The organism is Dermacoccus sp. NHGro5 (assembly GCF_017565385.1).
In the GTDB taxonomy this organism is placed as follows: Bacteria; Actinomycetota; Actinomycetes; order Actinomycetales; family Dermatophilaceae; genus Dermacoccus; species Dermacoccus nishinomiyaensis.
Genome location: NZ_JAGEKQ010000018.1, coordinates 51,399 through 76,522 on the forward strand (window position 1 = coordinate 51,399; position 25,124 = coordinate 76,522).

At 71.5% G+C, this 25,124-nt stretch carries 20 protein-coding genes; 11 read left to right on the forward strand and 9 right to left on the reverse strand.

What is annotated here, in order from left to right:
• Nucleotides 1-39: 39 nt before the first annotated feature.
• Together J4Z35_RS09075 and J4Z35_RS09080 are read right to left on the reverse strand one after the other, a co-directional pair.
• Nucleotides 40-1,524 carry an AI-2E family transporter gene (locus J4Z35_RS09075; RefSeq protein ID WP_074040396.1) on the reverse strand — a complete coding sequence of 495 codons (1,485 nt, stop codon included), beginning with the start codon at nucleotides 1,522-1,524 and terminating at the stop codon, nucleotides 40-42.
• A 150-nt stretch (nucleotides 1,525-1,674) separates the two neighbouring features.
• The gene (locus J4Z35_RS09080) at nucleotides 1,675-3,240 is read right to left on the reverse strand and encodes a DEAD/DEAH box helicase (protein ID WP_253184090.1); all 1,566 of its coding nucleotides are present in this window, start codon (nucleotides 3,238-3,240) and stop codon (nucleotides 1,675-1,677) included.
• 276 nt (nucleotides 3,241-3,516) lie between these two features.
• On the opposite strand from J4Z35_RS09080, the gene J4Z35_RS09085 reads away from it, so the two are divergent.
• Nucleotides 3,517-4,224, forward strand: a complete 708-nt coding sequence (locus J4Z35_RS09085; RefSeq protein WP_062257092.1) for a ferritin-like fold-containing protein — start codon at nucleotides 3,517-3,519, stop codon at nucleotides 4,222-4,224.
• Nucleotides 4,225-4,321: 97 nt separating this feature from the next.
• Here the strand turns inward: J4Z35_RS09085 and J4Z35_RS09090 are convergent, their stop codons facing one another.
• The 3 genes from J4Z35_RS09090 to J4Z35_RS09100 all read right to left on the reverse strand — a co-directional run bounded on the left by J4Z35_RS09090 (nucleotide 4,322) and on the right by J4Z35_RS09100 (nucleotide 5,769).
• A complete protein-coding gene (locus J4Z35_RS09090) occupies nucleotides 4,322-4,588 on the reverse strand; it encodes a GlsB/YeaQ/YmgE family stress response membrane protein (protein WP_006943429.1) in 267 nt (88 codons plus the stop codon).
• Between the two features lie 184 nt (nucleotides 4,589-4,772).
• The gene (locus tag J4Z35_RS09095; protein WP_006943432.1) at nucleotides 4,773-4,994 is read right to left on the reverse strand and encodes a DUF3107 domain-containing protein; all 222 of its coding nucleotides are present in this window, start codon (nucleotides 4,992-4,994) and stop codon (nucleotides 4,773-4,775) included.
• A gap of 139 nt (nucleotides 4,995-5,133) precedes the next feature.
• Nucleotides 5,134-5,769, reverse strand: coding sequence for a TetR/AcrR family transcriptional regulator (locus tag J4Z35_RS09100; protein ID WP_038567284.1), 636 nt, complete (start codon nucleotides 5,767-5,769; stop codon nucleotides 5,134-5,136).
• A gap of 91 nt (nucleotides 5,770-5,860) precedes the next feature.
• On the opposite strand from J4Z35_RS09100, the gene J4Z35_RS09105 reads away from it, so the two are divergent.
• The 4 genes from J4Z35_RS09105 to J4Z35_RS09120 all read left to right on the forward strand — a co-directional run bounded on the left by J4Z35_RS09105 (nucleotide 5,861) and on the right by J4Z35_RS09120 (nucleotide 14,424).
• Entirely contained in the window at nucleotides 5,861-7,168 is a 1,308-nt protein-coding gene (locus J4Z35_RS09105; RefSeq protein WP_074040397.1) for a HesA/MoeB/ThiF family protein, read from the forward strand.
• Between the two features lie 7 nt (nucleotides 7,169-7,175).
• The gene (locus tag J4Z35_RS09110; protein ID WP_074040398.1) at nucleotides 7,176-7,478 is read left to right on the forward strand and encodes an MGMT family protein; all 303 of its coding nucleotides are present in this window, start codon (nucleotides 7,176-7,178) and stop codon (nucleotides 7,476-7,478) included.
• A gap of 65 nt (nucleotides 7,479-7,543) precedes the next feature.
• Nucleotides 7,544-10,897 carry an ATP-dependent DNA helicase gene (locus J4Z35_RS09115; RefSeq protein ID WP_083603888.1) on the forward strand — a complete coding sequence of 1,118 codons (3,354 nt, stop codon included), beginning with the start codon at nucleotides 7,544-7,546 and terminating at the stop codon, nucleotides 10,895-10,897.
• Nucleotides 10,894-14,424, forward strand: a complete 3,531-nt coding sequence (locus J4Z35_RS09120; protein ID WP_083603889.1) for an ATP-dependent DNA helicase — start codon at nucleotides 10,894-10,896, stop codon at nucleotides 14,422-14,424. Before J4Z35_RS09115 ends, J4Z35_RS09120 begins: the two co-directional genes overlap by 4 nt.
• A gap of 62 nt (nucleotides 14,425-14,486) precedes the next feature.
• Here the strand turns inward: J4Z35_RS09120 and J4Z35_RS09125 are convergent, their stop codons facing one another.
• Nucleotides 14,487-15,695, reverse strand: coding sequence for a phosphotransferase (locus J4Z35_RS09125; protein WP_074040399.1), 1,209 nt, complete (start codon nucleotides 15,693-15,695; stop codon nucleotides 14,487-14,489).
• A 44-nt stretch (nucleotides 15,696-15,739) separates the two neighbouring features.
• Between J4Z35_RS09125 and nudC the strand changes: the two genes are divergently transcribed.
• The 4 genes from nudC to J4Z35_RS09145 all read left to right on the forward strand — a co-directional run bounded on the left by nudC (nucleotide 15,740) and on the right by J4Z35_RS09145 (nucleotide 19,812).
• On the forward strand, nucleotides 15,740-16,729 hold the full coding sequence (gene nudC, locus J4Z35_RS09130) for an NAD(+) diphosphatase (protein ID WP_074040400.1): 990 nt from the start codon (nucleotides 15,740-15,742) through the stop codon (nucleotides 16,727-16,729).
• Nucleotides 16,730-16,805: 76 nt separating this feature from the next.
• On the forward strand, nucleotides 16,806-18,932 hold the full coding sequence (locus J4Z35_RS09135) for an ATP-dependent DNA helicase UvrD2 (RefSeq protein ID WP_074040401.1): 2,127 nt from the start codon (nucleotides 16,806-16,808) through the stop codon (nucleotides 18,930-18,932).
• A 158-nt stretch (nucleotides 18,933-19,090) separates the two neighbouring features.
• A complete protein-coding gene (locus J4Z35_RS09140; protein WP_074040402.1) occupies nucleotides 19,091-19,348 on the forward strand; it encodes a hypothetical protein in 258 nt (85 codons plus the stop codon).
• A 182-nt stretch (nucleotides 19,349-19,530) separates the two neighbouring features.
• Nucleotides 19,531-19,812 (forward strand): WhiB family transcriptional regulator, encoded by a 282-nt coding sequence (locus J4Z35_RS09145; RefSeq protein WP_006943409.1) that lies wholly within the window; start codon nucleotides 19,531-19,533, stop codon nucleotides 19,810-19,812.
• 73 nt (nucleotides 19,813-19,885) lie between these two features.
• Here the strand turns inward: J4Z35_RS09145 and J4Z35_RS09150 are convergent, their stop codons facing one another.
• Complete coding sequence (locus J4Z35_RS09150; protein ID WP_050786405.1) at nucleotides 19,886-20,575, reverse strand: hypothetical protein; 690 nt, start codon at nucleotides 20,573-20,575, stop codon at nucleotides 19,886-19,888.
• A gap of 257 nt (nucleotides 20,576-20,832) precedes the next feature.
• On the opposite strand from J4Z35_RS09150, the gene J4Z35_RS09155 reads away from it, so the two are divergent.
• Entirely contained in the window at nucleotides 20,833-21,450 is a 618-nt protein-coding gene (locus J4Z35_RS09155; protein ID WP_082740613.1) for a M48 family metallopeptidase, read from the forward strand.
• Nucleotides 21,451-21,478: 28 nt separating this feature from the next.
• On the opposite strand, the gene J4Z35_RS09160 is transcribed toward J4Z35_RS09155, so the two are convergent.
• Together J4Z35_RS09160 and J4Z35_RS09165 are read right to left on the reverse strand one after the other, a co-directional pair.
• Complete coding sequence (locus J4Z35_RS09160) at nucleotides 21,479-22,048, reverse strand: NUDIX domain-containing protein (RefSeq protein WP_040014202.1); 570 nt, start codon at nucleotides 22,046-22,048, stop codon at nucleotides 21,479-21,481.
• Between the two features lie 77 nt (nucleotides 22,049-22,125).
• Complete coding sequence (locus J4Z35_RS09165; protein ID WP_040014192.1) at nucleotides 22,126-23,853, reverse strand: zinc-dependent metalloprotease; 1,728 nt, start codon at nucleotides 23,851-23,853, stop codon at nucleotides 22,126-22,128.
• Between the two features lie 169 nt (nucleotides 23,854-24,022).
• On the opposite strand from J4Z35_RS09165, the gene J4Z35_RS09170 reads away from it, so the two are divergent.
• Complete coding sequence (locus J4Z35_RS09170) at nucleotides 24,023-25,120, forward strand: S16 family serine protease (protein ID WP_208065530.1); 1,098 nt, start codon at nucleotides 24,023-24,025, stop codon at nucleotides 25,118-25,120.
• Nucleotides 25,121-25,124 lie beyond the last annotated feature (4 nt).

A 25,124-nucleotide genomic window follows, 5' to 3' on the forward strand; every position in this document is an offset into this window, starting at 1 on the left:
TGGCCCCGGCTCGAACCCGGGCACCCGATCATCTTCCCCTCAGCGTTTGAGGCGCGAACGCAACGCACTCACGACGGCTCCCAGGCCATGCGTGGGCTGCTTCGTGGTCGAGGCGGCGAGAGCGTCGCCGTCGCCGTCCGCGACGGCCTCGCGCGAAGCCTTCTCCTCGTCGGTCTCGCGTGCGCCCCATTCGCCGAGGCGGCGGAGGCGCTCGGTGCGCAGCGCCGCGATGCGCCCTCGATCGGTGCGGTACTCGAGGTCGGCGACGGTGACGGTGCCGGAGCGCAGGTCCACCTGTTCACCGATGTAGCGGAACAGCACCGCCAGCGTCGCGACGACGGGGACGGCGAGGAAACCGCCGATGACGCCATGGTCCTCGGAGCCGGCCGCGATGCCGAGCAGCACGAGGACAGGGTGCAACGACATCGAGCGGCTCTGCAGCAGCGGCTGCAGGATGTGCCCCTCGAGCTGCTGCACGAGGATGATGATGACGAGGACGATGATCGCTGTCGTCACCCCCTTCGTCACCAGCGCGACGAGGACGGCGAGTGCGCCGGCGACCGTCGCACCGACGATCGGGATGAACCCGCCGAAGAACGTGATGACGCACAGCGGCAGGGCCAGCGGCACACCGCATGCGATGAGACCGATGCCGATGCAGACCGAGTCGATGGCCGAGACGATCGCCTGGGTGCGGATGAACCCGGACAGGGTCTGCCACGCGCGGGTGAACACCTCGGTGACGTGAGCGCCGGTGCGCTCACCCGTGACGAGCCGCACCCACGGTAGGAAGCGGTCCCCGTCCTTGATGAAGAAGAACGCGAGGATGAGGCTGAGGACGAGGGTGACGAGGATGCTGCCGACCGTCGTCACGCCGCTGAAGACGCCCGAGGCGATGGCATCGCCCGACGTCTTGAGCTTCTCGTTGATCACGTTGACTGCGTTGTCGATCTGGGTCGCCGGGATCTTCAACGGCGGGCCCTGCAACCAGCGTTGGATCTGGGAGACGCCCTCCATCGACTTGCGTGCCAGCTCGGGCGCCTCGGCTGCGACGGTCGGGACGATCGCGGCGATGATGCCACCGACGACGAGCAATCCGCCGAGCACGCTCAAGAGCGCCGCCAGGGCGGGGCGCACGCCGCGGCGACGCAACCAGGCGGCAGGCGGCCACAGGACGGTCGTGATGAAGAGACCGAGGATCAGCGGCAGGATGATGACCCAGAACGGTGTGAGCGCTCGCCACACGAGATAGAACGTGACGATGATGATGCTGATCCGCAACGACCAGCGCGCGAACGAGGCGAAACCGTCCGAGATGATGCGCGAGCGGTCCTCGGACGCCCGTGACTCGGGCTCGTGCGGGTCCTGCTTCTCGACGCGGGCATCGCGGTTGCGTGCGTCGAGCGTCAGCTCGTCGCGCTCTTCGGGCGGGGTGGACGGAGGCGAGGCGGAATCGGCCGGTAGCGGCGTCGAGTCATCGGCCGCGGGCGGCGTCAGGGCCGGGTCCGGAGGTGAGGCAGGCATGGGTGCCCTTTCGGATCAACGCTCATTTGTCGTGAAGCGTACTGAGAGTGATGACACAGGCGCGAATGCGGCGCGAGGCGCCCGGTGCTCGCCCGCGTCACGTCTGAACGAGTGCGGACGGCGCCGGGCGCCTCGCGCCGGGAGGGTGCGTCAGTCGGCGGCAGACGTCTCACCCGCGCCACCGCGGGTGCGACGGCGACGTCGGCGCGGCTGCGACGAACCGCCGGAGCCCTCGGTGCTCGCGGCGTCACGGCGCGGGCGACGCTCGCTCGAGCCACCCGAGGCCTGACGTTCGCCGCCGCGACCACCGGAGCGCCCGCCTCGTCCGCCTGAGCGGCCGCGCTCGTCGTCACGGCGCGGACGACGCTCGCCGCGCTGACGCGAGTCGCTTCGCCCCGTCTCTCCGAGATCCTCGACGCGCTCGGCGTCGAGGCCTTCGCGGGTGCGCGCCGACTTGGGCAGGCTGCCGGTCGCGTTCGCGGGGATCTCGAGATCCTCGAACAGGTGCTCGGAGCTGGAGTACGTCTCCTCGGGTTCGGGGATGCCGAGGTCGAGGGCCTTGTTGATGAGCGCCCAGCGGTGCAGGTCGTCCCAGTCGACGAGGGTGACGGCGATGCCCGTCTTGCCCGCGCGGCCGGTGCGGCCGATGCGGTGGACGTACGTCTTCTCGTCCTCCGGGCACTGGTAGTTGATGACGTGCGTGACGTCCTCGACGTCGATGCCGCGCGCGGCGACGTCGGTCGCGACGAGGACGTCGACCTTGCCCGAACGGAACGCACGCAGCGCCTGCTCTCGGGCGCCCTGGCCGAGGTCGCCGTGCAGCGGAGCGGCCGCGAAGCCGCGCGAGATGAGCTCGTCGGAGACCTTGGCGGCCGTGCGCTTGGTGCGGCTGAAGATGATCGTCAGGCCGCGGTCCTTCGCCTGCAGGATGCGGGCGAGCATCTCGACCTTGTCCATCGCGTGCGCGCGGTAGACGAACTGCTCGATGTTGGAGGCCGTCTCGGCCTCGCCCGCGTCGTCCTGCATGGCGCGGATGTGCGTCGGCTGCGTCATGTAACGACGCGCGAGGGTGACGACGGCGCCCGGCATCGTCGCGGAGAACAGCATCGTCTGACGCCCACCCGGCGTCATCGCGAGGATCTTCTCGACGTCGGGCAGAAAGCCCAGGTCGAGCATCTCGTCGGCCTCGTCGAGCACGAGGCAGCCGACGTACGCCAGGTCGAGGTGACCACGCGTCGCGAGGTCGATGATGCGACCCGGCGTGCCGACGATGACCTCGACACCTTTCTCGAGGCGCTCGACCTGCGGCTCGAACGCGCGACCGCCGTAGATCTGCGCGATGCGGATGCCGCGCTTCTTCGCGGCGGCCTCGAGGTCGGAGGCGACCTGGACGGCGAGCTCGCGCGTCGGGACGACGACCATCGCCTGCGGCTTGCCCTCGGGCGCGGGGACGGCGGCCTTCGACGTCTCACCCGGCGCGGTGACGCGGCTGAGCAGCGGCACTCCGAAGCCCAGGGTCTTGCCGGTGCCGGTGCGCGCCTGGCCGATGATGTCGTGCCCCGAGAGCGCGACGGGCAGCGTCATCGCCTGGATGGGGAAGGGATGGACGATCCCCTTCTCTTCGAGGGCGGCGACGATGTCGGGGTGGATGCCGAAGTCGGCGAATGTCTGCTCGGCGATGGGCTCAGGGGCCGCTTCGGCCTCGATGGAGGTGATGCCGGCGGAGTCGAGCTCGGCAGCCGTGGGCTGGTTGTCGTTGATCACGATCGTGCTTCCTGTGTCGCCCCGGGGCCTCGGAGGCCGCGCCGGGGATGATGAGAGCCGATCGGAGGTCTGCGCGCCGCGCGGCCTCGCGTGCGGAGGTGGGCGGCGGGAGTGGGCGTCTGTCGTATGACGCCCGCACGTGCCGGGAGGGGCCGATCGGTCACCCGTGGTCATCTCGAGTCTACCCACGCGCGCCACACCTGTTCGACGCCACGCTACGATCGCTGCATGAGCGAGCCTGTGACGCCTGATCCGAGCCCTTCACGCACGATCGAGGACGAGACGTACCGGGCGGGGGTGATCGACCTGCTGAGCGTCATCGCCTACGGCGAGCTCTCCGGCGCCTTCGCGACGGTGGCGGACGCCGCTCGCGCCCCGCGCCTCGACCACAAGCTGGCGCTCGCGCGCATGGCGCGCGGCGACTTCGACCACTACGAGCAGCTCGCCGGCCGTCTGCGCGCCCTCGGCGTCGAGCCCGAGGACTCGATGCAGCCGTTCACGGCCGCCATCGATGAATGGCACCGTCGTACGCCGCCCGCCGACTGGTACGAGGGCCTCATGAAGGCCTACGCCGGCGCCGCGATCGCGACGGATTTCTACTCGGAGATCGCGCGCTACGTCGACCCCGAGACGCGTTCGCTCGTCGAGCGTGCCGTCGACAGCGATGAGCAGGACGCGTTCATCATGAGCGTGCTCAGCGACGCCATCGCGGCCGACCCGCGAGTGGGTTCGCGTCTCGCACTGTGGGGGCGCCGCCTCGTCGGTGAGGCCCTCAGTCAGGCTCAGCGCGTCGCCGCGACCCACGACGGGCTGACGGCCCTGCTCGTCGACGACGGCTCCGGCGTCGGCGCGGACCTCGCCGAGCTGACGCGCATGTTCGAGCGACTGACGTCGAATCACACGCGCCGCATGGAGGCCTTGGGGCTCACGGCGTGAGCGCCTGACCTCTGACCTGATCGCGGAAACGAAGAAGCCCGGCCCCACGAGGGGCCGGGCTTCTTCACCTGCGCAGCGGAGCTGCGCGAGCGACGGATCAGACGCGGTTCTTGCGACCCACCAGCGTGAGGTAGATGGTGATGAGAACCATCGCGCAGATGATGCCCACGATGAAGGGGATGATCTCGAAGCCGCCGTTGGAGTTCTTGTAGCCGAACTGGGTGGTCAGCCAGGAGCCGAGGGCGGAGCCGACGATGCCGAGGATGATCGTCATGATGATCCCCATGTTCTGGTCGCCCTTGAGGAACAGGCGGGCGAGGGCGCCGATGATGAGGCCGCCGATGATCGAGCTGATGATGCCCATGGTGAGTCTCCTATGAGTTCGGCTGGGCTCCGGTATGTCCCAACGTTTGTCTCCACCTAAGCCAATCGGCGGTCGCATTTCAACCATCGAGACCGGCGAGGTGCTAGATGCGTTATTCCTTCGTTACGCGACGGCGGGCGTTCACCCCTTTGGGGTGAACGCCCGTGACCGCTTCGGGTGAACGTCAGCCGCCGAAGCCGACGCGGCCCTTCTGCTCCGCCGCGATGTCGACGTAGCCGATGGCGGAAGCCGGCACGGTGACGCTGTGGCCGCGCTCGTCACTCAGCGTGAGCGGGGTGCCGCTGTCGAGAGCCGCGCGCACGTGCTCGCGCACCGCGTCGGCGTTCTCGTGCGAGTCGATGACGACCTCGCGGGCGACGTTCTGGACGCCGATTCGAACCTCCATGGTTCTCCTCCTTCTCGTCGCGTGCGGAACGCGATCAGTGGTGGACGTGTGGGTGAGATCAGCGTGCCCCATCGGCGACGCCGGAATCATCCCAGGGGTGAGAGGCCGCGCGACTCACCCGTCGTATGGGTGCAACGCCTCAGCGCTCGATTTCATCCCCGCCGGTCTTCGGGAACCCGCCGAGGCCGCGCCAGCCCAGCAGACCGACGATGCGCGCGGCCTCCGCGCGGGGGATCGGCGAACCCGTCGTGATCCAGTAGCGCGCGACGACCTGCGACATGCCGACGAGGGCGACGGCGACGAGCGTCGCCTGCTCCGTCGGAAGCTCCGTGTCCTCCTGCACGACCTTGGCGACCTCGGCCGCGGTCTCCGTCAGCATGCGTTCGACCTTCTCGCTGACGGCGGGCTCGTTCGTCAGATCCGATTCGAAGACGAGGCGGAAACCCGCGTCCTCGCGCTCGACGAAGGCGAAGAACGCGCCGATCGCCGCGGCGACGCGCTGGCTGTTGTCGGACGTCGACTCGATGGCCTCGCGCACGAGGAGCGGCACCTCACGCGTGTGCTGCTCGAGCAGCGCCAGGTACAGGTCGAGCTTGCCGGGAAAGTGCTGGTAGAGCACCGGCTTGCTGACGTGGGCGCGCTCCGCGATCTCGTCCATCGCCGCACTGTGGTAGCCGGATTCGACGAAGACGGACTGCGCCGCCTCCATGAGTTGGGCTCGCCGCGCCGATCGGGGGAGGCGTCCGCGTTTGGTCGAATCGTCCACGTGGGTCATGGATGAGGCTCCTTGCTCGTCGGTCATAAGCTGGGTGCGACTTTATCGCCCATGGGCCATCTCGGTGGCCCGGTCACGGAATGAGGTGCCTGTGCGAGACGCCCGGCCCGACGATCCCGGCGCCCGACGATACGCGCGCCACCACTCGCTGGCCGGCTTCGGGGTGACCGGGCAGCGACGGTTGGCAGCGGCGCGGGTGCTCGTCGTGGGCGCCGGCGGGCTCGGCTCACCCGTCATCTCCTCGCTCGCCGGCTGCGGCGTCGGGCACCTCGTCGTCATGGATCCGGACGTCGTGGAGATCTCCAACCTGCCGCGTCAGCTCATCCACACCGAAGCCGCGATCGGCACGGCGAAGGTGACGTCGGTGCAGCGCGCCGTCGCGGCGCAGAACAGCGGTGTCGAGGTGAGTGCGCTGCCCGAGCGCCTCAGCGTGACGCGGGCGCTCGAACTCGTCGCCGAGGTCGACGTCGTCGTCGACTGCACCGACAGCATCGAGGCTCGCTACGTGCTCAACGACGCCTGCGTGCTGCTCGGCGTACCGCTCGTATGGGCGTCGATCGCGCAGTATGCAGGGCAGTTCGGCGTCGTCGAGCCCGCAGTCGGGCCGTGCTATCGGTGCGTCTTCCCCGATCCGCAGGCCGTCGCCGGGCTCGCGACGTGCGAGGAGGCGGGGGTGCTCGGCGTGCTGCCGGGCGTGCTCGGCGCGATGCAGGCCGTCGAGGTGATCAAGCTGTGCTCCGGCATCGGCGCTCCGGCGCGCGATGCGATCCGGTTGTACGACGCCCTCGGCGCGACGATGGCGACGCTGCCCGTCGCGCGCGACCCCGAGTGTCGCGTCTGTGGGCTCGAAGCGGGGTACTTCGAGGGGGTTGCCGGCCTCGAGGGGGTGGATGCGCCTCCAGGGTTCGCTGATTTCGGTGGATCTGGTGGTTTTGGTGGTCTCGGTGCGGCGGGTGGCCCTGGGGCCGACGGGCGCGCGGCGGCGTCAGGCGCGGTGGCCGAGATCGGGCCGCAGGAGTGGCCGGACGCGGGGTTCGTCCTCGTCGACGTGCGCAACCCCGATGAGGTCGAGGCGGCGCCGTTGCCGCCATGGATGACGGTGGGCGCCGACGAGACGTTCGTCGAACCGTGGGCCGGCGGCTGGAACGAGGCGACGCGAGCGTCCGTGCACGCGCGGGTGGGGGAGCGCGACGTCGTGCTCGTCTGTGCGCGCGGTGCGCGTTCGCGTGCGGCCGCGGGGGTGCTGGGTGCGAGTGCGATGGAGCATGCTGCTGCGTCGGGCCGGGAGGCGGACTCTGGTCAGGATGCGACGCCGGGCGATGATGCGGCGGCTGACGGATCGTCGAGGCGCTCGGGTCGCATCCTGAGTGTGCGTGGGGGCCTGGCGGCGGCGTCATGAGGCCGGCATGACGGGCGGGGCACGCGACGAACTGAGCGAATCGGTCGCCGAGGTCGTCACCGACGTGCCGCCGGGGCGCGTGACGACGTACGGTGCCATCGCCGCGGTCGTCGGCACGGGCGCACGCCAGGTGGGGCGCATCCTCGCGGACGGTCGGCCGGGGTGGCCGTGGTGGCGGGTGACGAACGCGCGGGGGCTGTTGCCGGAGGCGCTGAGGGCGCAGGCGTTCGAGCAGTACGAGGCGGAGGGGACGCCGACGCGAGGTGAGGGAGTCGACCTGCGTCGGGCTGGTTGGGTGCCTCCGTTCTGACGGGTGGGTGACGAAAAATTCCGCGGAATCCCGGCGTTGTCGGCGCGCTGTGCTGGGATGACATCATGACGAATCACGAGGGTTTGACGGCGCAGACGCCGGCCGGCGCGCCCGTCCAGGGCGAGGCCGCCCTGCCGATCGCTGCGCTGCCGCCGAGCGTGGTCGAGGGCGTCGTGGCGAGCGTCGATCCGACGCGTCTCACCCCGGCGCTGCGTGGCGCGACGCAGACCGAAGCGGCGGCGCCGCTCGATCTCGATCCTGCGCAACAGGCCGTGCTCGAGGCCGACGATCGGGTGCTCCACGTCGTCGGCGCGCCCGGCACGGGCAAGACGACGCTCGCCGTCGAACTCGTCGCGCAGGCCGTGGAGGGTGGTGCGCGTCCCGATGAGTGCGTCCTGCTCTCACCGACGCGCGTGGCAGCCGGGGCGTTGCGCGCCCGCGTCACGACCCGCGTGGGCGGCACCTCGAGCGAGCCGATCGCGCGCACCCCGCAGGCGCTCGCGTTCGGCATCCTGCGCATGCGCGCCGCGATGGACGACCTGCCGGCGCCGCGCCTGCTCGCCGGTCCGGAGCAGGACGTCGTGCTCAAGGAACTGCTCGAAGGCCACCGCCTCGGCCTCGGCGCGGCGCCTGCCTGGCCCGAGGATCTGGCGGAGGCGCTGACGACGCGCGGGTTCCGCAACGAACTGCGCGACCTCATCATGCGCGCGGTGGAGTGGGACGTCAGCAGCGACCACCTGCGCCGGCTCGGCGCCGAGCACGGGCGCGACGAGTGGATCGCGGCCGCGGACGTCCTCGACGAATACGACGACGTCACCGCCCTGTCACGTCCGGGAGCGTTCGACCCGGCCTGGATCCTCGGTGCGGCGGCGCAGGCGTTGCGCGAGAACGAGACGCTGCGCGAGCGGGTGCGGGCGCAGCTGAGACTCGTCGTCATCGATGACGCGCAGGAACTCACGCGCGCGTCCGTCGGTTTCCTCACCGAACTCGTCGGCCCGGGTCAGCGGCTCGTCCTGCTCGGCAACCCCGACGTCACGGTGCAGGCCTTCCGCGGCGCCGACCCGCGCTACCTCGAGCAGGTCGCGGCACAGCACGGCGCGAGTCGACGGTTCGTGCTCGGCTACGGCCACCGTCAGCCCCGAAGGCTCGCGGAGGTGGTCGAACGCGTCACCGCGCGCATCGGCAGCGTCGACGGCATCGCGCACCGCAGCGTCGTCACGCGCCCCGGTGGGGGCGTCGACGTCGCGCTGCTGCGCAGCGGCGCGCAGGAAGCCGCCCACATCGCGGGGGTGCTGCGTCGAGCACACCTCAAGGACGGGGTGGCGTGGAAGGACATGGCCGTCATCGTGCGAGCCGCTGCCGGAACGTCGGCGCTGCGGCGCGCCCTCAACGCGGCCAAGGTGCCCGTGGCCGTCCCTCCGGCGTCCTTGGCCCTGCGCGACGAACCCGCCGTGCGGCCGTTCCTGCACGCCCTCGAGATCGTGACGAGCCGGACGCGTGGCTCTGAACAGGCCCCGGTGGACGGCGACGCCGATGCCTCGCGGGCGGGCGTCAGTGCCGACCTCGCCCTCGACCTGCTCACCTCGCCGCTCGGCGGAGCCGACCCGGTCGTGCTGCGACGACTGCGACGTTCGCTGCGCCGTGAGGAACTGGCCGCCGGCGGCAACCGCGTCTCCGACGAGCTGCTCGGCGCCTGCCTGCTCGAACCGGCGCTGCTCGTCTCCCTCGGCCCCGAAGCGGCGCCTGCGCGCCGGGTGTCGCGCGTTCTCGCGGCAGGGGCGGCCGCGCTGAGGGCCGCTCCGCCCCACGACGACGCCGAGCACGTGCTGTGGCAGATGTGGCAGGCCAGCGGCCTCGCCGAGGCGTGGGAGGCGAACGCGTTGGCCGGGGGAATCTCCGGAACCCGCGCCGACCGTGACCTCGATGCGCTGCTCGCGCTCTTCGCAGCGGCTGCAGCGTTCGTCGAGCGGCTGCCCGGCGCGGGCGTGGCCGACTTCCTCGACCACGTCCGCAGCCAGGACGTGCCGGGCGACCGCCTCGTCGCCGCAGCCCCCGACGAAGACGCCGTCGCGCTCGTCACCGCAGCCGGCTCGGCGGGCGGCGAGTGGCACACGGTCGTCGTCGCGGGCGTCCAGGAGGGCGTCTGGCCCGACCTGCGATTGCGCGGTTCGGTGCTCGGCTCGGAGGATCTCGTCGACATCCTCAGCGGTCGCGGGCGCTCGCTCCCCGCGCGGCAGGCGGCCGTCCGGCACGACGAGACGCGGCAGTTCGCGATGGCGATGAGCCGGGCGCGCGAGCACGTCGTCGTGACGGCCGTGCGTGACGAGGACGAGCAACCGAGCGTCTACCTCGACATCGTCGACCCGCTCGCGCCGGGCGCTGCGGCCGACGCGATGCGAGAGTTCACCCCTGTCGCCCGGCCGATGACCCTCGCCGGGCTCGTCGCCGAGGCCCGACGCATGCTCGCCGACCAGGACGAGGCCGTCCGTGACGAGGGCGCCCGCCGTCTGGCGCGCCTCGCCGAGCACGACGTGCCGGGCGCCGACCCCGAGCAGTGGTGGGCCCTCGTCAGCCGCAGCGACGACAGGCCGGTCCGCCCGCCGCAGGAGTGGGTGCGGGTCAGCCCGTCGAAGATCGAGGGATTCCACCGCTGCGGTCTCAACTGGCTCCTCACGACCAACGGTGGTTTCGGCCCGTCGGTCGGGGCGAGCACGATCGGCACGCTCGTGCACGAACTCGCCGAGGAGTTCGCCGACGAACCCGCTCTCATGGACGAAGCGCTCGAGAAGCGGTGGCCGCGTCTCGGCCTCGGCGACTCGTGGGTGTCGCGCGGCGAGAAGGCGCGCGCTCAGAGCATGGTGAAGAAGCTGCAGGGCTACCTCGGCGACGCGGCGGCCACGGGATGGGCCGGCGAGGCCGCCGAACGACGGTTCTCCGCGATCGTCGGGCGAGCCAAGATCTCCGGCTCGATCGACCGTCTCGAGCACCACCCCGAGCGCGGGCTGCGCGTCATCGACTACAAGACGGGCAGCTCGAAACCGAAGGACGAGGAAGTCGCAGCGCACCCGCAGCTCGCCGCCTACCAGGCCGCGCTCGAGGCAGACGCGTTCGGCCCGGGGCGTCCCAGCGCCGGGGCTGCTCTCGTGCAGCTCGGCCAGGCCGCCGGCACCGGCGCGAACAGCACCGCTCGCGTCCAGGCCCAGCCGCCCCTCGTCGCCGACGAGGACGCCGCGAGTGACGGCGAGCCCGGGGCGGGCGACGAACCGATCGTCGGCACCCGCGGGTGGGCGTTCGACCTCATGCAACGCACGGCTGACGGCATGGGCGCCGCCACCTTCGTCGCGGCCGCCAACCCGAACTGCACGATGTGCCCCGTCAAGAGCTCCTGCCCCATCCAGCCGGAAGGCCGAACGCTGTGACCGACGACCTCACTCCAGCAACCAGCGACCCGTCGGGGCCACAGGGCTCCGAGGCGAAGGATCGCCCCGCTCGTCTGAGCGCGGACGCCATCGCCGACGCGCTGGAGCGCTATCACCACACACCCGAGCAGGTCGCCGTCATCGAGGCGCCGCTGGAGCCGCTGCTCGTGGTGGCGGGAGCCGGCTCGGGCAAGACGGACACGATGGCTTCGCGCGTCGTGTGGCTCGTGGCGAACGGCTTGGTGCGCCCGCAGGAGATCCTCGGCCTCACCTTCACCCGCAAGGCCGCCGGTGAGCTCGCCGAACGCGTCAACCAGCGCCTGCGCATGCTCGAGGCGAGTGGCCTGTGGAGCCCGCCCGATGATCCGGACGGCACGCCGAGCCTCGGCGAGAGCCCCACGATCTCGACGTACAACGCGTACGCGGGGCGCATCGTCGGTGAGCACGGTCTGCGCCTCGGCATCGAGCCGGATGCGCGGATGCTGTCGGAGGCCGCCGCGTGGCAGTTCGCGCACGAGGTCGCGAGTGGGTGGGACGGCGACATGTCGCAGGTCGCCGTCAAGCTGCCGAGCGTGACGGCGGCCGTCCTCGCGACCGCGGGTGAACTGAGCGAGCATCGGCGCAGCGTCGACGAGCTGCGCGCCTACTACGACTCCCTCCTCGGCTCGCTCGACGCGATCCCGTTCGCGCCGCGAAAGCGTTCCCTCGGGGACGCGGGCAAGGCGCTCACGGCGAAGGCGAAGGGCCACCAGCAGATCCTCCCGCTCATCGAGCGGTATCAATCGCTGAAGAAGGACAGGTCGGCGCTCGACTTCTCCGACCAGATCGCGTTCGCCGCCGAACTCGCCGACCGCTTCCCGGCCATCGGCGCGATCGAGCGCGCGCGCTACCGCATGGTGCTGCTCGATGAGTTCCAGGACACGAGCTCAGCGCAGATCGCCTTCCTCGCAGCCGTCTTCGCCGCCGGGGAGACGCAGCAGCGTCCGGGCGTCGTGGCGGTGGGGGATCCCCACCAGTCGATCTTCGGCTGGCGCGGCGCGAGCGCGACGACCCTGTCGGCCTTCCGTCGCTCCTTCGCCCTACCGGGATCCGACCTCACGCCCGTCGCCTCGCTCGCGACGTCGTGGCGCAACGACGCCGCCGTCCTCGACGCGGCCAACGTCACCGCCGCGCCGCTGAACAGGGCCTCGCGCGTGCCCGTGGCGACGTTGCGCCCCCGCCCCGACGCAGGCCCCGGCGCCCTGGCCGCCGCCCGCTACCTGACGGAGGCGGACGAGGCACGCGCCGTCGCGCAGTGGGTGGCCGAACGACGCCGTCCACTGCGTCCGGGCGAGGCGCCCCGAACCGCTGCGGTGCTGTGCCGCAAGCGATCTCAGTTCGTGCCGATGCTGGATGCCCTCCACGACGCGGGCGTCCCCGCGGAGGCCGTCGGGCTCGGTGGCCTACTGCAGACCCCCGAGATCGTCGACCTCGTCTCGATGCTGTGGGTGGTCGACGACCCGAGCCGCGGCGACCATCTCATGCGCCTGCTCACCTCCCCGGCGATGCGTCTCGGTGCGGCCGACATCGCAGCGCTCGGGTCGTGGGCCAAGGAGTTGCACCAGCGACACCAGGACGACGCCGCGGCAGCCACCGAGGAGCGCGCCGAGGGCGGCAGCGCCGAACCGGCGAGCAGCGAATCCGACGCCGGCGAGGGCGCGCCGTCTGAGCCTGTACCCGGGCCTGATGGGGAGGCGGCCAGGCGCGGTGCGCGGGCGGAGCGCGACCTCGCGCAGGACACGCGGGACGAGGTGAGCCTCGTCGAGGCGATCGGCGAACTGCCCGACGCGTCATGGCGTGGGCGCGACGGCGAGTACCTCTCCGACGTCGCCCGTGAGCGGCTGCGGGGGTTCCACACGTCGGTGCAACGCCTCCGGTTGCTCTCCGGGCTGCCGCTCGCCGACTTCGTCGGGGAGGCCGAACGCGTGCTCGGTCTCGACATCGAGGTGCTTGCCCGCCCGGGGTACGACCCGTCGAGCGCCCGGGCCCACCTCGACGCCTTCGCCGACATCGCGGGGACGTTCTCGGTCCAGGCCCAACGTCCGACGCTCGGGGGGTTCCTCGAGTGGCTCGACGCGGCCCGGCAGGAGGAACGCGGCCTGGAGATGCCCGCCATCGAGGTCAACCCGCATGCGGTTCAGGTGCTCACCGTGCACGCCGCGAAGGGGCTCGAGTGGGACGTCGTCGTCGTGCCCGGCCTCGTCGAAGGGGTCTTTCCGAGCCTCGGCGGTTCGACGCGGGCCGAGGGCGAGCAGTGGCAGTACAAGCCGCACAAGGCGCGCGGCTGGCTCAGTGGTCTTCAGTCGATCCCCTACGATCTGCGCGGTGACAGGGAGGGGCTGCCCGCCCTCGCCGTCACGGGTGCGGAGGATTCCGACGAGCTGGCCGACCGGTTCACCGAGTTCTGCGAGCAGGGCCTCGAGCACGCGGTGACGGAGGAGCGCCGTCTTGCGTACGTGGCCTTCACCCGCGCGCGCAGCACCATGTTGCTCACCGCTCCGATCTGGTACGCGAGCGGCACGACCCCGCGCGAGACGTCTCGTTTCCTCACCGAACTGCTCGAGGAACCCGATCTCGGCGCGAGCATCGAGCGTCTGCACTGGGAGCAGATGCCGCCGACGCAGGTCGACGGCGAGCGCCCCAGCAACCCGCTCGACGCCGACGTCCTGACGGCGACGTGGCCGCTCGACGCGATGGCCGACCAACGCGCCCACCTCGTCCCTGCCGCGGACCAGGTGCGCGCGCTGCGCACCCGGCTGCAGAACGGGGAGGCCCTCGAGCCGGCCGGGCAACTGGCGCTCGGGTTGGAGGGGACGATCGAGGACAGGGAGCAGGAGATGGAGTTGCTCCTGGCCGAACGACAGCGCGAACGCACCCGGCTGCGCAGCGACGTCGTGCTGCCCTCGCACCTGTCCGCCTCCCAGCTCGTCGCACTCGCGAGCGACAAGGACCTGTTCGCGCGGCGCCTGCGACGCCCGATGCCGAGTGAACCGGCGGTGGCGGCGCGGCGCGGTACGGCGTTCCACGCCTGGGTGGAGCGGCACTACGGTGCTGCGGCCCTCGTCGACCTCGACGAACTGCCTGGCTTCGGTGACGAGGACGTGGCCGCCGACGAGATGCTGCCCGTGCTGCAGACCAACTTCCTGGCCAGCGAGTGGGCGGATCGGGTGCCGGTCGACGTCGAGGTCGCCCTCGAGACCGTCGTCGCCGGGTACGCGGTGCGCGGCCGCATCGACGCCGTCTTCGCGCGTGACGGCGGCGGGTTCACGGTCGTCGACTGGAAGACCGGAGCCAAGCCGGCGGGGCCGACCCTGCGTCATCGCTCGCTGCAGCTCGCCGCCTACGCCCTCGGTTACGCGCGCCTGCGCGGCCTGGATCCCGAGGACGTCGACGCCGCGTTCTTCTACGCCGCCACGGGTGAGACGTATCGCCCCGGCGTTGCGTCGCAGCGCGACCTCGAGGAGCTTCTCGGGTCGGTCGAGGGCTGACGGCGGTGCTTGTCGCGCTCGGGTCGCGGAGGCGGGGCGTCCCGCGGGTGCGGCCCGAGCGGTCAGCGGGATCTCGCGTTCCCGCCGGACGATTCGTCGGCGACGGCGCCTGCCGAGTCGTCGCTCGAGGCCGCGGGCTCCTCGGACGAGCCGTGAGGCAGTCGGGTGCGCGCGGCGTCGCCATCGACGCGCGTGGCGCCTGCGTGCTCGGAGCGGTCCTCTCGCTCCGGGGCCAGGCGCACGGGGATCTCGACGGTGGCGTCCTCCTCGCCGACCTCGGCGTCGACGACCTCGATGTCGGCGGGGTCGAGCGGGGGGACGAGGTCGATCGGCGCCGTGCCCGCGCGGCGCGCCGGCGGCAGGAGACTCGAGTCGCCCTCCACCTCGAAGGCGAGTTCCTCGAGCGCCGCGGCGTGACGCTCGACGCGCGCGTCGTCGCCCATCGTGCGGCTTGCGAGCAGCGCGTACGCGAGTTCCATCTCGCCCATGAGCCGGATGCGGCGCTCCAGGTTCGGGTCGGGCCGCTCGGCGCGTTCGGCGGCGTAGGCCTCGAACACGGTGTCGAACGCCTGCTGCGGCGCAGAGTTCCACAGCAGCGCGAAGTCGCGCGCGGGGTCGGCGACGCCGGCATGCTCCCAGCCGCTGATGGCGCTCACCTCGCCCTCGTCGACGTGGACGTCGGCGCCGCGCAGCGGCCCGTGCGTCACCGTCGTCGAGAAGCGCCACAACGCCGGCGTGTCGAGGGCCTCGCGCCAGCGGGCGATGAGGGCCGACGGCACCCGGGACGTCGCGGCGGCGCGATCGACGTCGGCGCGCAGACGCTGACGGTGGGTGTCGGCGTCGTAGGTGGCGAGGCCGGCCTCCTCGACGACGCGCGGGTCGACGCCGTGCAGGTGCGCCAGCGCCTGGCCGAGGGCACGCGCCGCGGCGGAGCGTCCGGCGAGGTGGCGCCAGTCGAGCGCCTTGCCGCGGGGGCGCGCGTAGACGGCGACGGCCGAACCCTCCTTCGGGCGTGCGGAGCCCTCGACGCGGGGCACGTCGAAGTCGACGCGTCGCGTGAGCAATTGCACGAGGGCGTCGGATGCGGCGAGTTCGGCGCCCGCGGCTCCCGTCAGCGCAGAGCGGACGAGCCAGACCCGGCCGTCGGCGCCCGTGATGTGGGCACTCTGGTAGAGGTCGCCGGCCGGCACGGGCAGGCCTTCGACCTTGATGGGGCGGATTCCGGGCACGGCGGCGTCGGCGAGGGCGGCGAGGAGCAGGGGCGAGCGCATCACCCCCACACCGTATGTCGGAGGTGGCGTCTAGCCTGGGAGGCATGCCCGACGCCACGCGACCTTTGCCCGATCTCGTCCTCGGCGACGCCGTCGTCGACCGTGATGCGCTGCGGCGCTCCGAACCGGATCTCATCGAGCGGCTGCTCGCCGTCGCGACGACGCGGGTCCTCGACGTGCGCGGCGCCTCGGTGCCGCAACGGCGCACCCAGCTGCTCTGGCGCGCACCACAGGCCGAGGATCGGCAGTGGTTCGACACCGGCGGTGTCGTCCTCTACCTCGGTCAGACGTCCCACGGCCCCGCGCTCGCCGTGCTTCGCCCGCAGGACGACGCACCGGTGCCTGCGCCGACGGGGGAGCGCCCTGGCAACGCGGCTACCGCCACGACTTCGGAGGATGACGGCGACGACGCGCCGTCGTGGCGCACCCTGCGCGACATCGGGCTCGAACTGTCGGGCGACGACCTCGCCTGCGTCACCGCGGCCGTCGCGTTGGCCCAGTGGCATGCGACGCACACGCACTGCCCGCGCTGCGGGGCGCCCACCATCGTCGTCGAGGCGGGCTGGGTGCGTCGCTGCGAAGCGGACGGTTCGCATCACTTCCCGCGCACCGACCCGGCCGTCATCATGGCGATCGTCGACGAGTCCGACCCCGACGACTCGCGCCTCCTGCTCGCCCGCGGCCCACGCTGGAAGGGCCCGCACCGTTCGGTGCTCGCGGGTTTCGTCGAGCCAGGGGAGTCGTTCGAGCAGGCCGTGGCGCGCGAGACGTTCGAGGAGTCCGGCGTCGAGGTCACCGACGTGCGCTATCTCGGCAGCCAGCCGTGGCCCTTTCCCGCCTCCGTCATGATCGGCTGCATCGCGCGTGCGGTGACGACACCGCTGCGCGCTCAGGAGGGCGAGATCGAGGAGATCGGGTGGTACTCGCGCGCCGACGTCCGTCAGGGCCTCGCCGACGGTTCCCTCGCGCTGCCGGGGCGCCTGTCGATCGCGCGCGCTCTCATCGAGCATTGGTACGGTGAGCCGCTCCCGTGACGGTGGCGCACGATCCGACCGACCAACCCGCCCACCCGCATCGCGACGAACGACCATTTCGAGGAGTACCTGAGCAGTGAACGAGCATGACGCCGATTCGGTGCTCGCGGGTCTGGACCCGCAGCAGCGGGAGGTCGCGGCGAACCCGCTCGGCCCGATGGTCGTCCTCGCCGGCGCGGGCACGGGCAAGACGCGCGCCATCACGCACCGCATCGCGTACGGCGTGCACTCGGGCGCTCTCGTCGGTCAGCGCACGCTGGCGGTGACGTTCACCGCGCGTGCTGCGGGCGAGATGCGCACGCGCCTTCGCGAGTTGGGCGTCCCGCAGGTCGTCGCACGCACCTTCCACGCCGCGGCGCTGAGCCAACTACGCTACTTCTGGCCGCAGGCGATCGGTGGGGGCGCGCCGGAGGTCGTCGGGACGAAGGGCAGCCTCGTCGGCGAGGCGGCGGGGCGGCTGCGTCTGCAGGTCGATCGCACCGGGCTGCGCGACCTCGCCGGTGAGGTCGAGTGGGCCAAGGTCTCGATGCTCACCCCGGAGACCTACCCGGCCGCAGCACGGCGCGCCGGCCGTCAGCCCGCCGATCTCGACGTCACGGCGATGGCGCGACTGCTCGATGCCTACGAGGACGTCAAGTCCGCGCGCGGCGTCATCGACTTCGAGGACGTCCTGCTCCTGGCCGCCGGCATCCTCGCCGAGCGCGAGGACATCGCCCGTCAGGTGCGCGATCAGTACCGCCACTTCGTCGTCGACGAGTACCAGGACGTCAACACCGTCCAGCAGTACCTGCTGTCGCTGTGGGTCGGTGAGCGCAAAGATCTGTGCGTCGTCGGTGACCCGGCGCAGACGATCTACTCGTTCACCGGCGCCTCGCCGCGGCATCTGCGCACCTTCGCCCAGCGCTTCGAGGGTGCCGCGAAGGTCGAGCTCGTGCGCAACTACCGCTCCGACCCGCCCATCGTCCGCCTCGCCAACGACGTGATGAAGCGCGCCGATCAGGCGTTCGGCAGCGTGACGCTCCAGGCGCAGCGCGAGGGGGGCGTCACGCCGAAGCTCGTCACCTACCCCGACGATCCGGCGGAGGCGCGGGGCGTCGCGAAGGAGATCAAGCGGCTCCTCGCCGACGGCGTAAAGGCCAGCGGCATCGCCGTCCTGTATCGCACCAACGCGCAGTCCGAGGCCTTCGAGACGGCGCTCGCCGACGCGGGCGTTCCCTACCAGATACGCGGCGGTGAACGCTTCTTCCACCGCGACGAGGTGCGCAAGGCCGTCCTGCTCATGCGCGGCGCGGCCCGCAGCGACGACGGCTCGAAACCGTTGCCCGACGTCGTCGCCGACGTCCTGAGCGGCGCCGGCTGGTCGCAGCAGGCGCCCGCGGCGGGGGCGAGCCGTGAACGGTGGGAGTCGCTGCAGTCCCTCGCGGAACTGAGCAAGGACGTCGCCCGCACCGTCCCCGGCGCGCGGTTGCGCGACTTGGTCGCCGAGCTCGACCGACGTGCGTCCGAGCAGCACGCGCCGAAGGTCGAGGGCGTGACGCTCGCGTCGCTGCACGCGGCCAAGGGACTCGAGTGGGACGCGGTGTTCTTCGTCGGCGCGAGCGACGGGCTGCTGCCCATCATGATGGCGAGTGCGCCCGAGGCGATCGAAGAGGAGCGGCGTCTCATGTACGTCGGCATCACGCGTGCGCGCCGTTTCCTGCAGCTCAGCTACTCGCGCAGCCGCCACGAAGGTGGCCGGGCGTCGCGCAACCCGTCACGCTTCCTCGACGGGCTGGGCGACTCGCTCGACGGCGCCGTCGTCGCGGCGACGAAGACGAAGCGCGCCGCGCCCGCCCCCAAGCGCTCGACGGCGAAGTGCCGCACCTGCGGCAAGGATCTGTACTCCGCGCCCGAGCGCAAGATCGGCCGCTGCACCGAATGCCCTGCGACCTATGACGAGGCCCAGTTCGAGGCGCTGCGCGAATGGCGCGCCGCGGTCGCGAAGCGAGACAAGGTACCGGCGTTCGTCGTCTTCACCGACGCGACGCTCGTCGCCATCGCCGAGACGCTGCCGACGAACCCCGCCGGCCTGCGCGCCATCGCGGGGGTCGGCAACACCAAGATCTCCAAGTACGGCGCGTCCGTCCTCGCCGTCCTGGGCGGCGCGAAACCGCTCGACGAGGTCGAGAAGCCGTCGCAATTCGGCGACTTCGACCCGGCCTGAGAAGCCGCCGAAGAACTTTCTCGATAATTCGGTTGCTCCCTTCTCGCGGGCGCCGCTAGCCTGAGACCACTTCGCGCCGCGCCTTGGGTGCGCCGCGAACGATCCGCACGAACGAACCAAGTTCGCCCGACGCGAACCGCCGACCCAGGAGGTGCCTCATGGACATCATCACGACGATGACGACGTACGCCGCCTCCCTGCGTGCTTCCCTGCGCCCGAGCGCTCAGGCGTTCCTCCTCGATCTTTCGGGGGAGACGTCTGCCCAGACCGTCATCGGCTCCGGGCTGCACGCCGCCGGCATCAATGGCTCTGAAGCCCGCCACATCTTCCGCGAGGTGGGCGTGCCGTTCAGCGCCGAGCGTCGCCCCCACACCCCTCGGTTCTTCCTGCTCTCCTGCACGGCGCAGGTGGTCTAGCCACCTGCGAACGTCAGCGAAAGCCGCGAGATCCGAACCCGGGTCCGCGGCTTCTTTCGTGTGACGAACCGATCCAGCATCGAGCGTCTTCGCGAACGAGGCTCAGGGCCCCCACCAGAAACTCCCCGACACCGGGGCCCACCTCCTTTCCGAAGCAAGAGCGAGAGACCGACATGACTGCAATGTTCGAAGACCTGATATCCGACGCCCTGATACCCCTGGCGGGCGGTGACGTCGACACGCCGTGCGCCACCGCTGACCCCGAGCTGTGGTTCGCGCAGTCCCCGGCGGACGTCGAGTTCGCCAAGGCGCTCTGCGCCACCTGCCCCGCGGCGCAGCTGTGTCTCGCGGGCGCGAAGGAGCGTCAGGAGCCATGGGGCGTGTGGGGCGGTGAGCTGTTCGAACGCGGCGTCGTCGTGCCGCGCAAGCGCCCGCGTGGGCGTCCGCGCAAGAACGCCGCGTGAGCGCTACTGCCCGCCCCGAAGCGCGCGATGACCCGGGGTACCGATGCACCCGACACGCTGCCCGAGCTGCTGCTCAGGCAGCGTCTCGGCATGTCGGGGTGCACGACCACAGGCGGTGCTCGACGTGCGGCGCGGCCATGTCGAAGGTGAGACTGATCGAGCAGGCCGTGACGTTGCCCGCCGCGAACGCCCGGACGAACAACCCGGCCGCACCCGCGGCGAAGGCGAACAGGGCGGGGCTGAGGGCGGCGTCTGGGCGCCGCGTCCCGCTCGAATAGGCCGGGTTGACGCACCCGGCGCACGCGCCGCCTGCGCCAGCGACGGGGCCGACGGTGACGGTGCGAGCCGTGAACGCGAGCGGCAGGACGGCCGGCGCCGGGCCGGTCAGCGGGCCGGGCAGATCGGGGACGTCACCCAGTTCTTCGTAACGCCACGGCAGCGCCCCGATGAGCAGATCGGGCGCGGATGCACTCGCGCGGCCGTCCCACACCCCGGCCCCGTCGCACAGCGGGGCGACGACGTCGAGGACGGCTCGTTCGAGCGCCGCAGGACCGGTGACGAGGGTGCGCGTCGTGCGTCGCGGGCGGTGGGTGACGGCGGCGACGAGGTCGCGCCAGCCTGCGTCGTGGGCGGGGGCACCGGAACCGGGTTCGGGGTCGGTGAGGGCGTGCAGCGAGGTGTCGTCGAGGTCGTTCAGCACGAGGTGACGCAGGGCGCGGCGCTCGGCGACGTGGGGACGCGGCGTGATGACGGTGTCGGACACGAGGGGCTCCTGTGGGTGGGTGACGCGGATGGGACGGATACCGAGGACGGCGAGTGGGTGGCGAGGGCACGGTCGAGCGCCCACGCGAACGGTTGGCCGGCGCACCCGAGCAGGTGATCCAGCACGACGGGCGGTGCCCGTCATGTCTTCGAGCCTGCCCCGCGCGCGCAGATCGCCGCAGGGCTCGTCCACAGGCGTCACACCTGGGGATGACGCAGAATCCCGGGGTTGTCAGTCGCTGTCGATAGCCTCGGGGCATGCCGAGAACCACCGCCCCCGCACCCACGCGAATCACCGTCGACGGTCAGGACGTCGAGATCCGGCGTAGCGCGCGCCGCACGCGATCCGTGCAGGCACGCTTCGAGGACGGCGTCGTCGTCGTGCTCGCCCCGGCGACGCTCTCGGCGCGCGAGGAGACACGCATCGTCGAAGATCTCGTGCGCAAGATGCTGCGCAAGAGTCGCTCGCAGCGCAACGACGACACCCTGATGCGGCGAGCCGTGGCGCTCAGCCGACGCTTCGTGCCCGGCGCGCCCGAGCCTGCCTCGGTGCGGTGGGTGTCGAACATGACGACCAGGTGGGCGTCGTGCTCACCGGGGGATGCTTCGATCCGGCTCTCCGACGCGATGGTCGGCATGCCCGACTACGTCGTCGACGCGGTGCTCCTGCACGAGGTCACGCACCTGCTCGAGCGCGGGCACGGGCCGCGCTTCCAGGAGATCGTGCGCCGCTACCCGGAGCACGAACGCGCCCAGGCCTTCCTCGCCGGCGCCTCGTTCGGGGCAAGTCGTGCCGCGCCCGCGCCGTCGGCGTCACTCGATGACGACCTCGGCGAAGAGGAAGGAGACGTCGCCGACCCGACGAGGGAGCCGTGACGGCCGCGTCGATCGCGGCCGAGTGGGCTCAGAGCCCGGGGTTGGCGCGGACGCGCTCGCATGCGAGGGCGATGGCCTCGCGCAGCGCCGGTTCGGCATCCTCGGGCAGGGCGTCGACGTCGAACCAACGCACATCGTCGGATTCGTCGCTCACCGTGAGGGATTCGCCGCCTGCCACGGCGACGTACCGCACGTCGAGGTGTTCCGTGCACCATCCGAACGCCCCGTCGAGAGCATGGATGTCGACGGCGAGCAGCCCAGGCAGCAGCCGCAGGTCGGCGAGGCCGGATTCTTCGAGGCCCTCCCGCAGGGCCGCCGCCTCGAGCGTTGCGTCGCCGCACTCGAGGTGCCCGCCGAACTGGAACCACCGCTTCGCCTTCGCGTGCAGCGTCAGCGCCACGCGGCGGGCGTCGGCATCGACGACGACCAGCGACGTCGTGAAGTGGGCTCGGCTGTGATGACGCCACATTGCTGTCGCATCGAGTCGCAGGGTCTCGACCATGCGGGCGCGCATCTGCTCCTGCGGCGGGCTCGGGGCCGTCCAGGTGCTCAGGTCGGCGAGCGCCTGCGAGTGCAGCGCCGTGAACTGTTCGGGCATGGCGGGCTCGGCGCGCGACGACGGGGCCGAACGGGTCTCGACCCGCCCGGCCCCGTGGTCGGATGTCGTGGAGTGGTTCACGCGCCCGGCGTTCCACCCTGCGTCGGATCGTCCTGGCCGTCTCCGTCGCCGGCGCCGCCTTCGTCCTCCGACGTGCCACCCTTCGCGCTGCCCGCCGAGTCGACCTCACCGGGGGCCTCGTCCGCGCGGTCGTCCAGACCGTCATGACGCGGATCGCGCGGGTTCATGGCGGCCTGCTCACCGGACGCGGCACCGGCCGACGCGTCATCCGACGACGAACGGCCCGTCGATGAACCGCCGTAGCCTTCACCGCCGGCCGAACTCGACTCGCCCATCTCGGCGAGCCCCTGGGCCAGCAGCGCGTCGAGGGCGTCGTCCATCTCATCGCGGCCCGTCTCGGGAGTCTCCTCGCCGCTCGCGCGCGCGATGAACGTCGACGGGTCGTCGAGGTCAGTGGCGCTGGGAACGTGGTCGGGGTGCGACCACACGCCGTCGCGGGTGGCGGCGTCCGTCGCGTCGGTCAGCTGCGTCCACAGCGCTGCCGCTTCACGCAGGCGGCGCGGGCGCAGTTCGAGCCCGACGAGCGAGCTGAAGACCTTCTCGGCCGGGCCGGCGGAGGCGCGACGGCGACGCACGACCTCGGCGAGGGCCGCGGCGTTCGGCAGGTGCTGCGCGACCGCGGCGTCGGTGACGACGTCGACCCACCCCTCGACGAGAGCGAGCAGGTTCTCCAGGTGAGCGAGCGTGCGCTTCTGCGCATCCGACGGTTCGGGGGAGAACAGGTTGCCGGCGAGCGCTCCCTGCAGGGCCTCGGCGTCCTGCGGGTCGATGTCGCGCAGCTTCTCCTCGATGGCGTCGGTGTCGATGCGGATGTCACCGGCGTACGTCTGGACGGCGGCGATGAGGGCCGCGTCGAGCCACGGCACGCGCTCGTACAGGCGCACGCGGGCGGCCTCGCGCACCGCGAGGTAGAGGTGCACCTCGCCGGCGTCGAGCTCGAGGCCGTCGGCGAACGACGCGACGTTGTGCGGCAGGATCGTGACGGCGTTGGGGCGCAGCAGCGGCAGGCCGACCTCGGTGCCGGTGACGCTCTCCTTCGCGAGCGCGCCGATGGCCTGGCCGACCTGCACGCCGAACATCTGCGCACTCATCTGCTTGAGCATCGGCGTCATCTGAGCGCTGAGGCTGGAGATGTCGAAGCCTGGCGGCAACATGCCCTCGGGGATGCCGAGCTGCGACAGGTCGCTCGCGTCGAACGAGCCGAGCTGCTTCATCATCGCGTCTGCGACGGCGTTGCCGACGCCGCCCGCGACGGGTTCGACGACCTTGCGCCAGGTCGGCATCGTCGCCTCGACCCATTCGCTGCGCGACAGGGCACGGGCCGGGGCGCCGGGAGCGGCGAAGTCGGTGACCGCGTCGAGCCACAGGTTGGCGACGGCCGCGACCTGCGCGACGTCGCTCTTCGTCGAGGTGGGCACGCTCGGGTCACCCTCCGCGGAGACGACCTGGCGCGCGACGTTCGCCGCGAGCTGTTCGTTGAACGCCGAGCCCGAGTCGCCGCTCATCATCGCCTGCAGCTGCGCCTGCATCATCCCCATCTGCGCCGGGTCCATCGAACCCATGCCCATCTGGCGCAGCGCATCCATCATCTGCGGGTCGGGCGTGCCCCCACCCATGAGGCCGCGCAGCATCTCCTCGAGACCGTCGCCGCCGTTCGCGTCACCGCGCTCGTCGTCGTCCTTGCGGCCGCCGTAGGGGTTCATCGGGTTGTGGTCATCAGCCATGGTGCGCACCTTCCGAGAGGTTCGTGTCCGTCTGGAGCCGACACTACCGGCCGTCGTCGGCGCCGCGCGTGCGGCGGGCAGGCCTGAGCGGGCGCCCGCGCCGCTGTGGGCAGGTGAGAGGATGACGGCTGTTCGACTCCTTCGTGACGTACAACAGCGAGAGGCGCCCATGAGTTCCCGAACCGTCGACGCGGCCGAGCGCCGCCCGTCACGCTGGGCGTCGATGCGCACGCGGACCAAGGTGATGCTGGCGATCTTCGTCGTCGTGCTCCTCGCCGTGGTCGCAGGCTTCGGCATCAAGGTGCCCTACGTCATCCTGCGCCCCGGCCCGGCGCCGAACACCCTCGGCACCTTCGAGGGAAAGAAGGTGTTGACGCTGAGCGGCGCGAAGACCTACCCGACCTCGGGCGGCCTGCACTTCACGACGGTCTCGATGGTCGGCGGCCCCGGCAACCGCCCCAGCCTCATCGAGTACGGGCTCGCGAAACTCGACGATCACGCGCAGATCTACGAAGAGTCGCAGCTGTTCGCGCCGCAGACCACGCGGGAGCAGGTGCAGCAGCAGAACGAGGCGGAGATGACGGGGTCGCAGTCGTCGGCCGAGGTCGTCGCCGCGCGTCAGGCGGGCTACGACGTGCCCGAGATGATCGAGATCGCCGGCATCTCCGACTCGGCGAGCGAGGCGAAGAAGCTGCTGCGCGTCAAGGACGTCATCGTCTCCGTCAACGGGGTGAAGATTGCGGATTCGCTGTCGCTGCAGCGCGAGATGAAGAAGGTCACGCCGGGGCAGAAGGTGCAGCTCGGCATCACCCGCGGTGGCAAGGCGATGACGTTCGCCGTGCCGACGACGAAGGTCGAGGACCGCGCCGTCATGGGGCTGGCGCTCAATCCGAAGGCAACGATGCCGTTCAAGGTGAACATCTCCGTCGGCGACGTCGGCGGCCCTAGCGCCGGCACGATGTTCGCCCTCGCGATCTACGACGAACTGACGCCCGGCGCGCTCACCGGTGGCAAGCAGATCGCGGGCACGGGCACGATGGACTCAGCCGGTGACGTCGGCGCGATCGGCGGCATCCGTGAGAAGGTCGTCGGCGCGCGCCAGGCCGGCGCGACGGCGTTCCTCGCCCCGGCCGACAACTGCGCCGAACTGAAGGGCCACGTGCCGAGCGGGCTCGACGTCTACCGCGTCGCGACGATCAAGGACGCCATCTCGACGGTCGAGCACGTCGCCGACGGTTCGACGCAGGGGCTGCCGCGCTGCGGCTGAACGC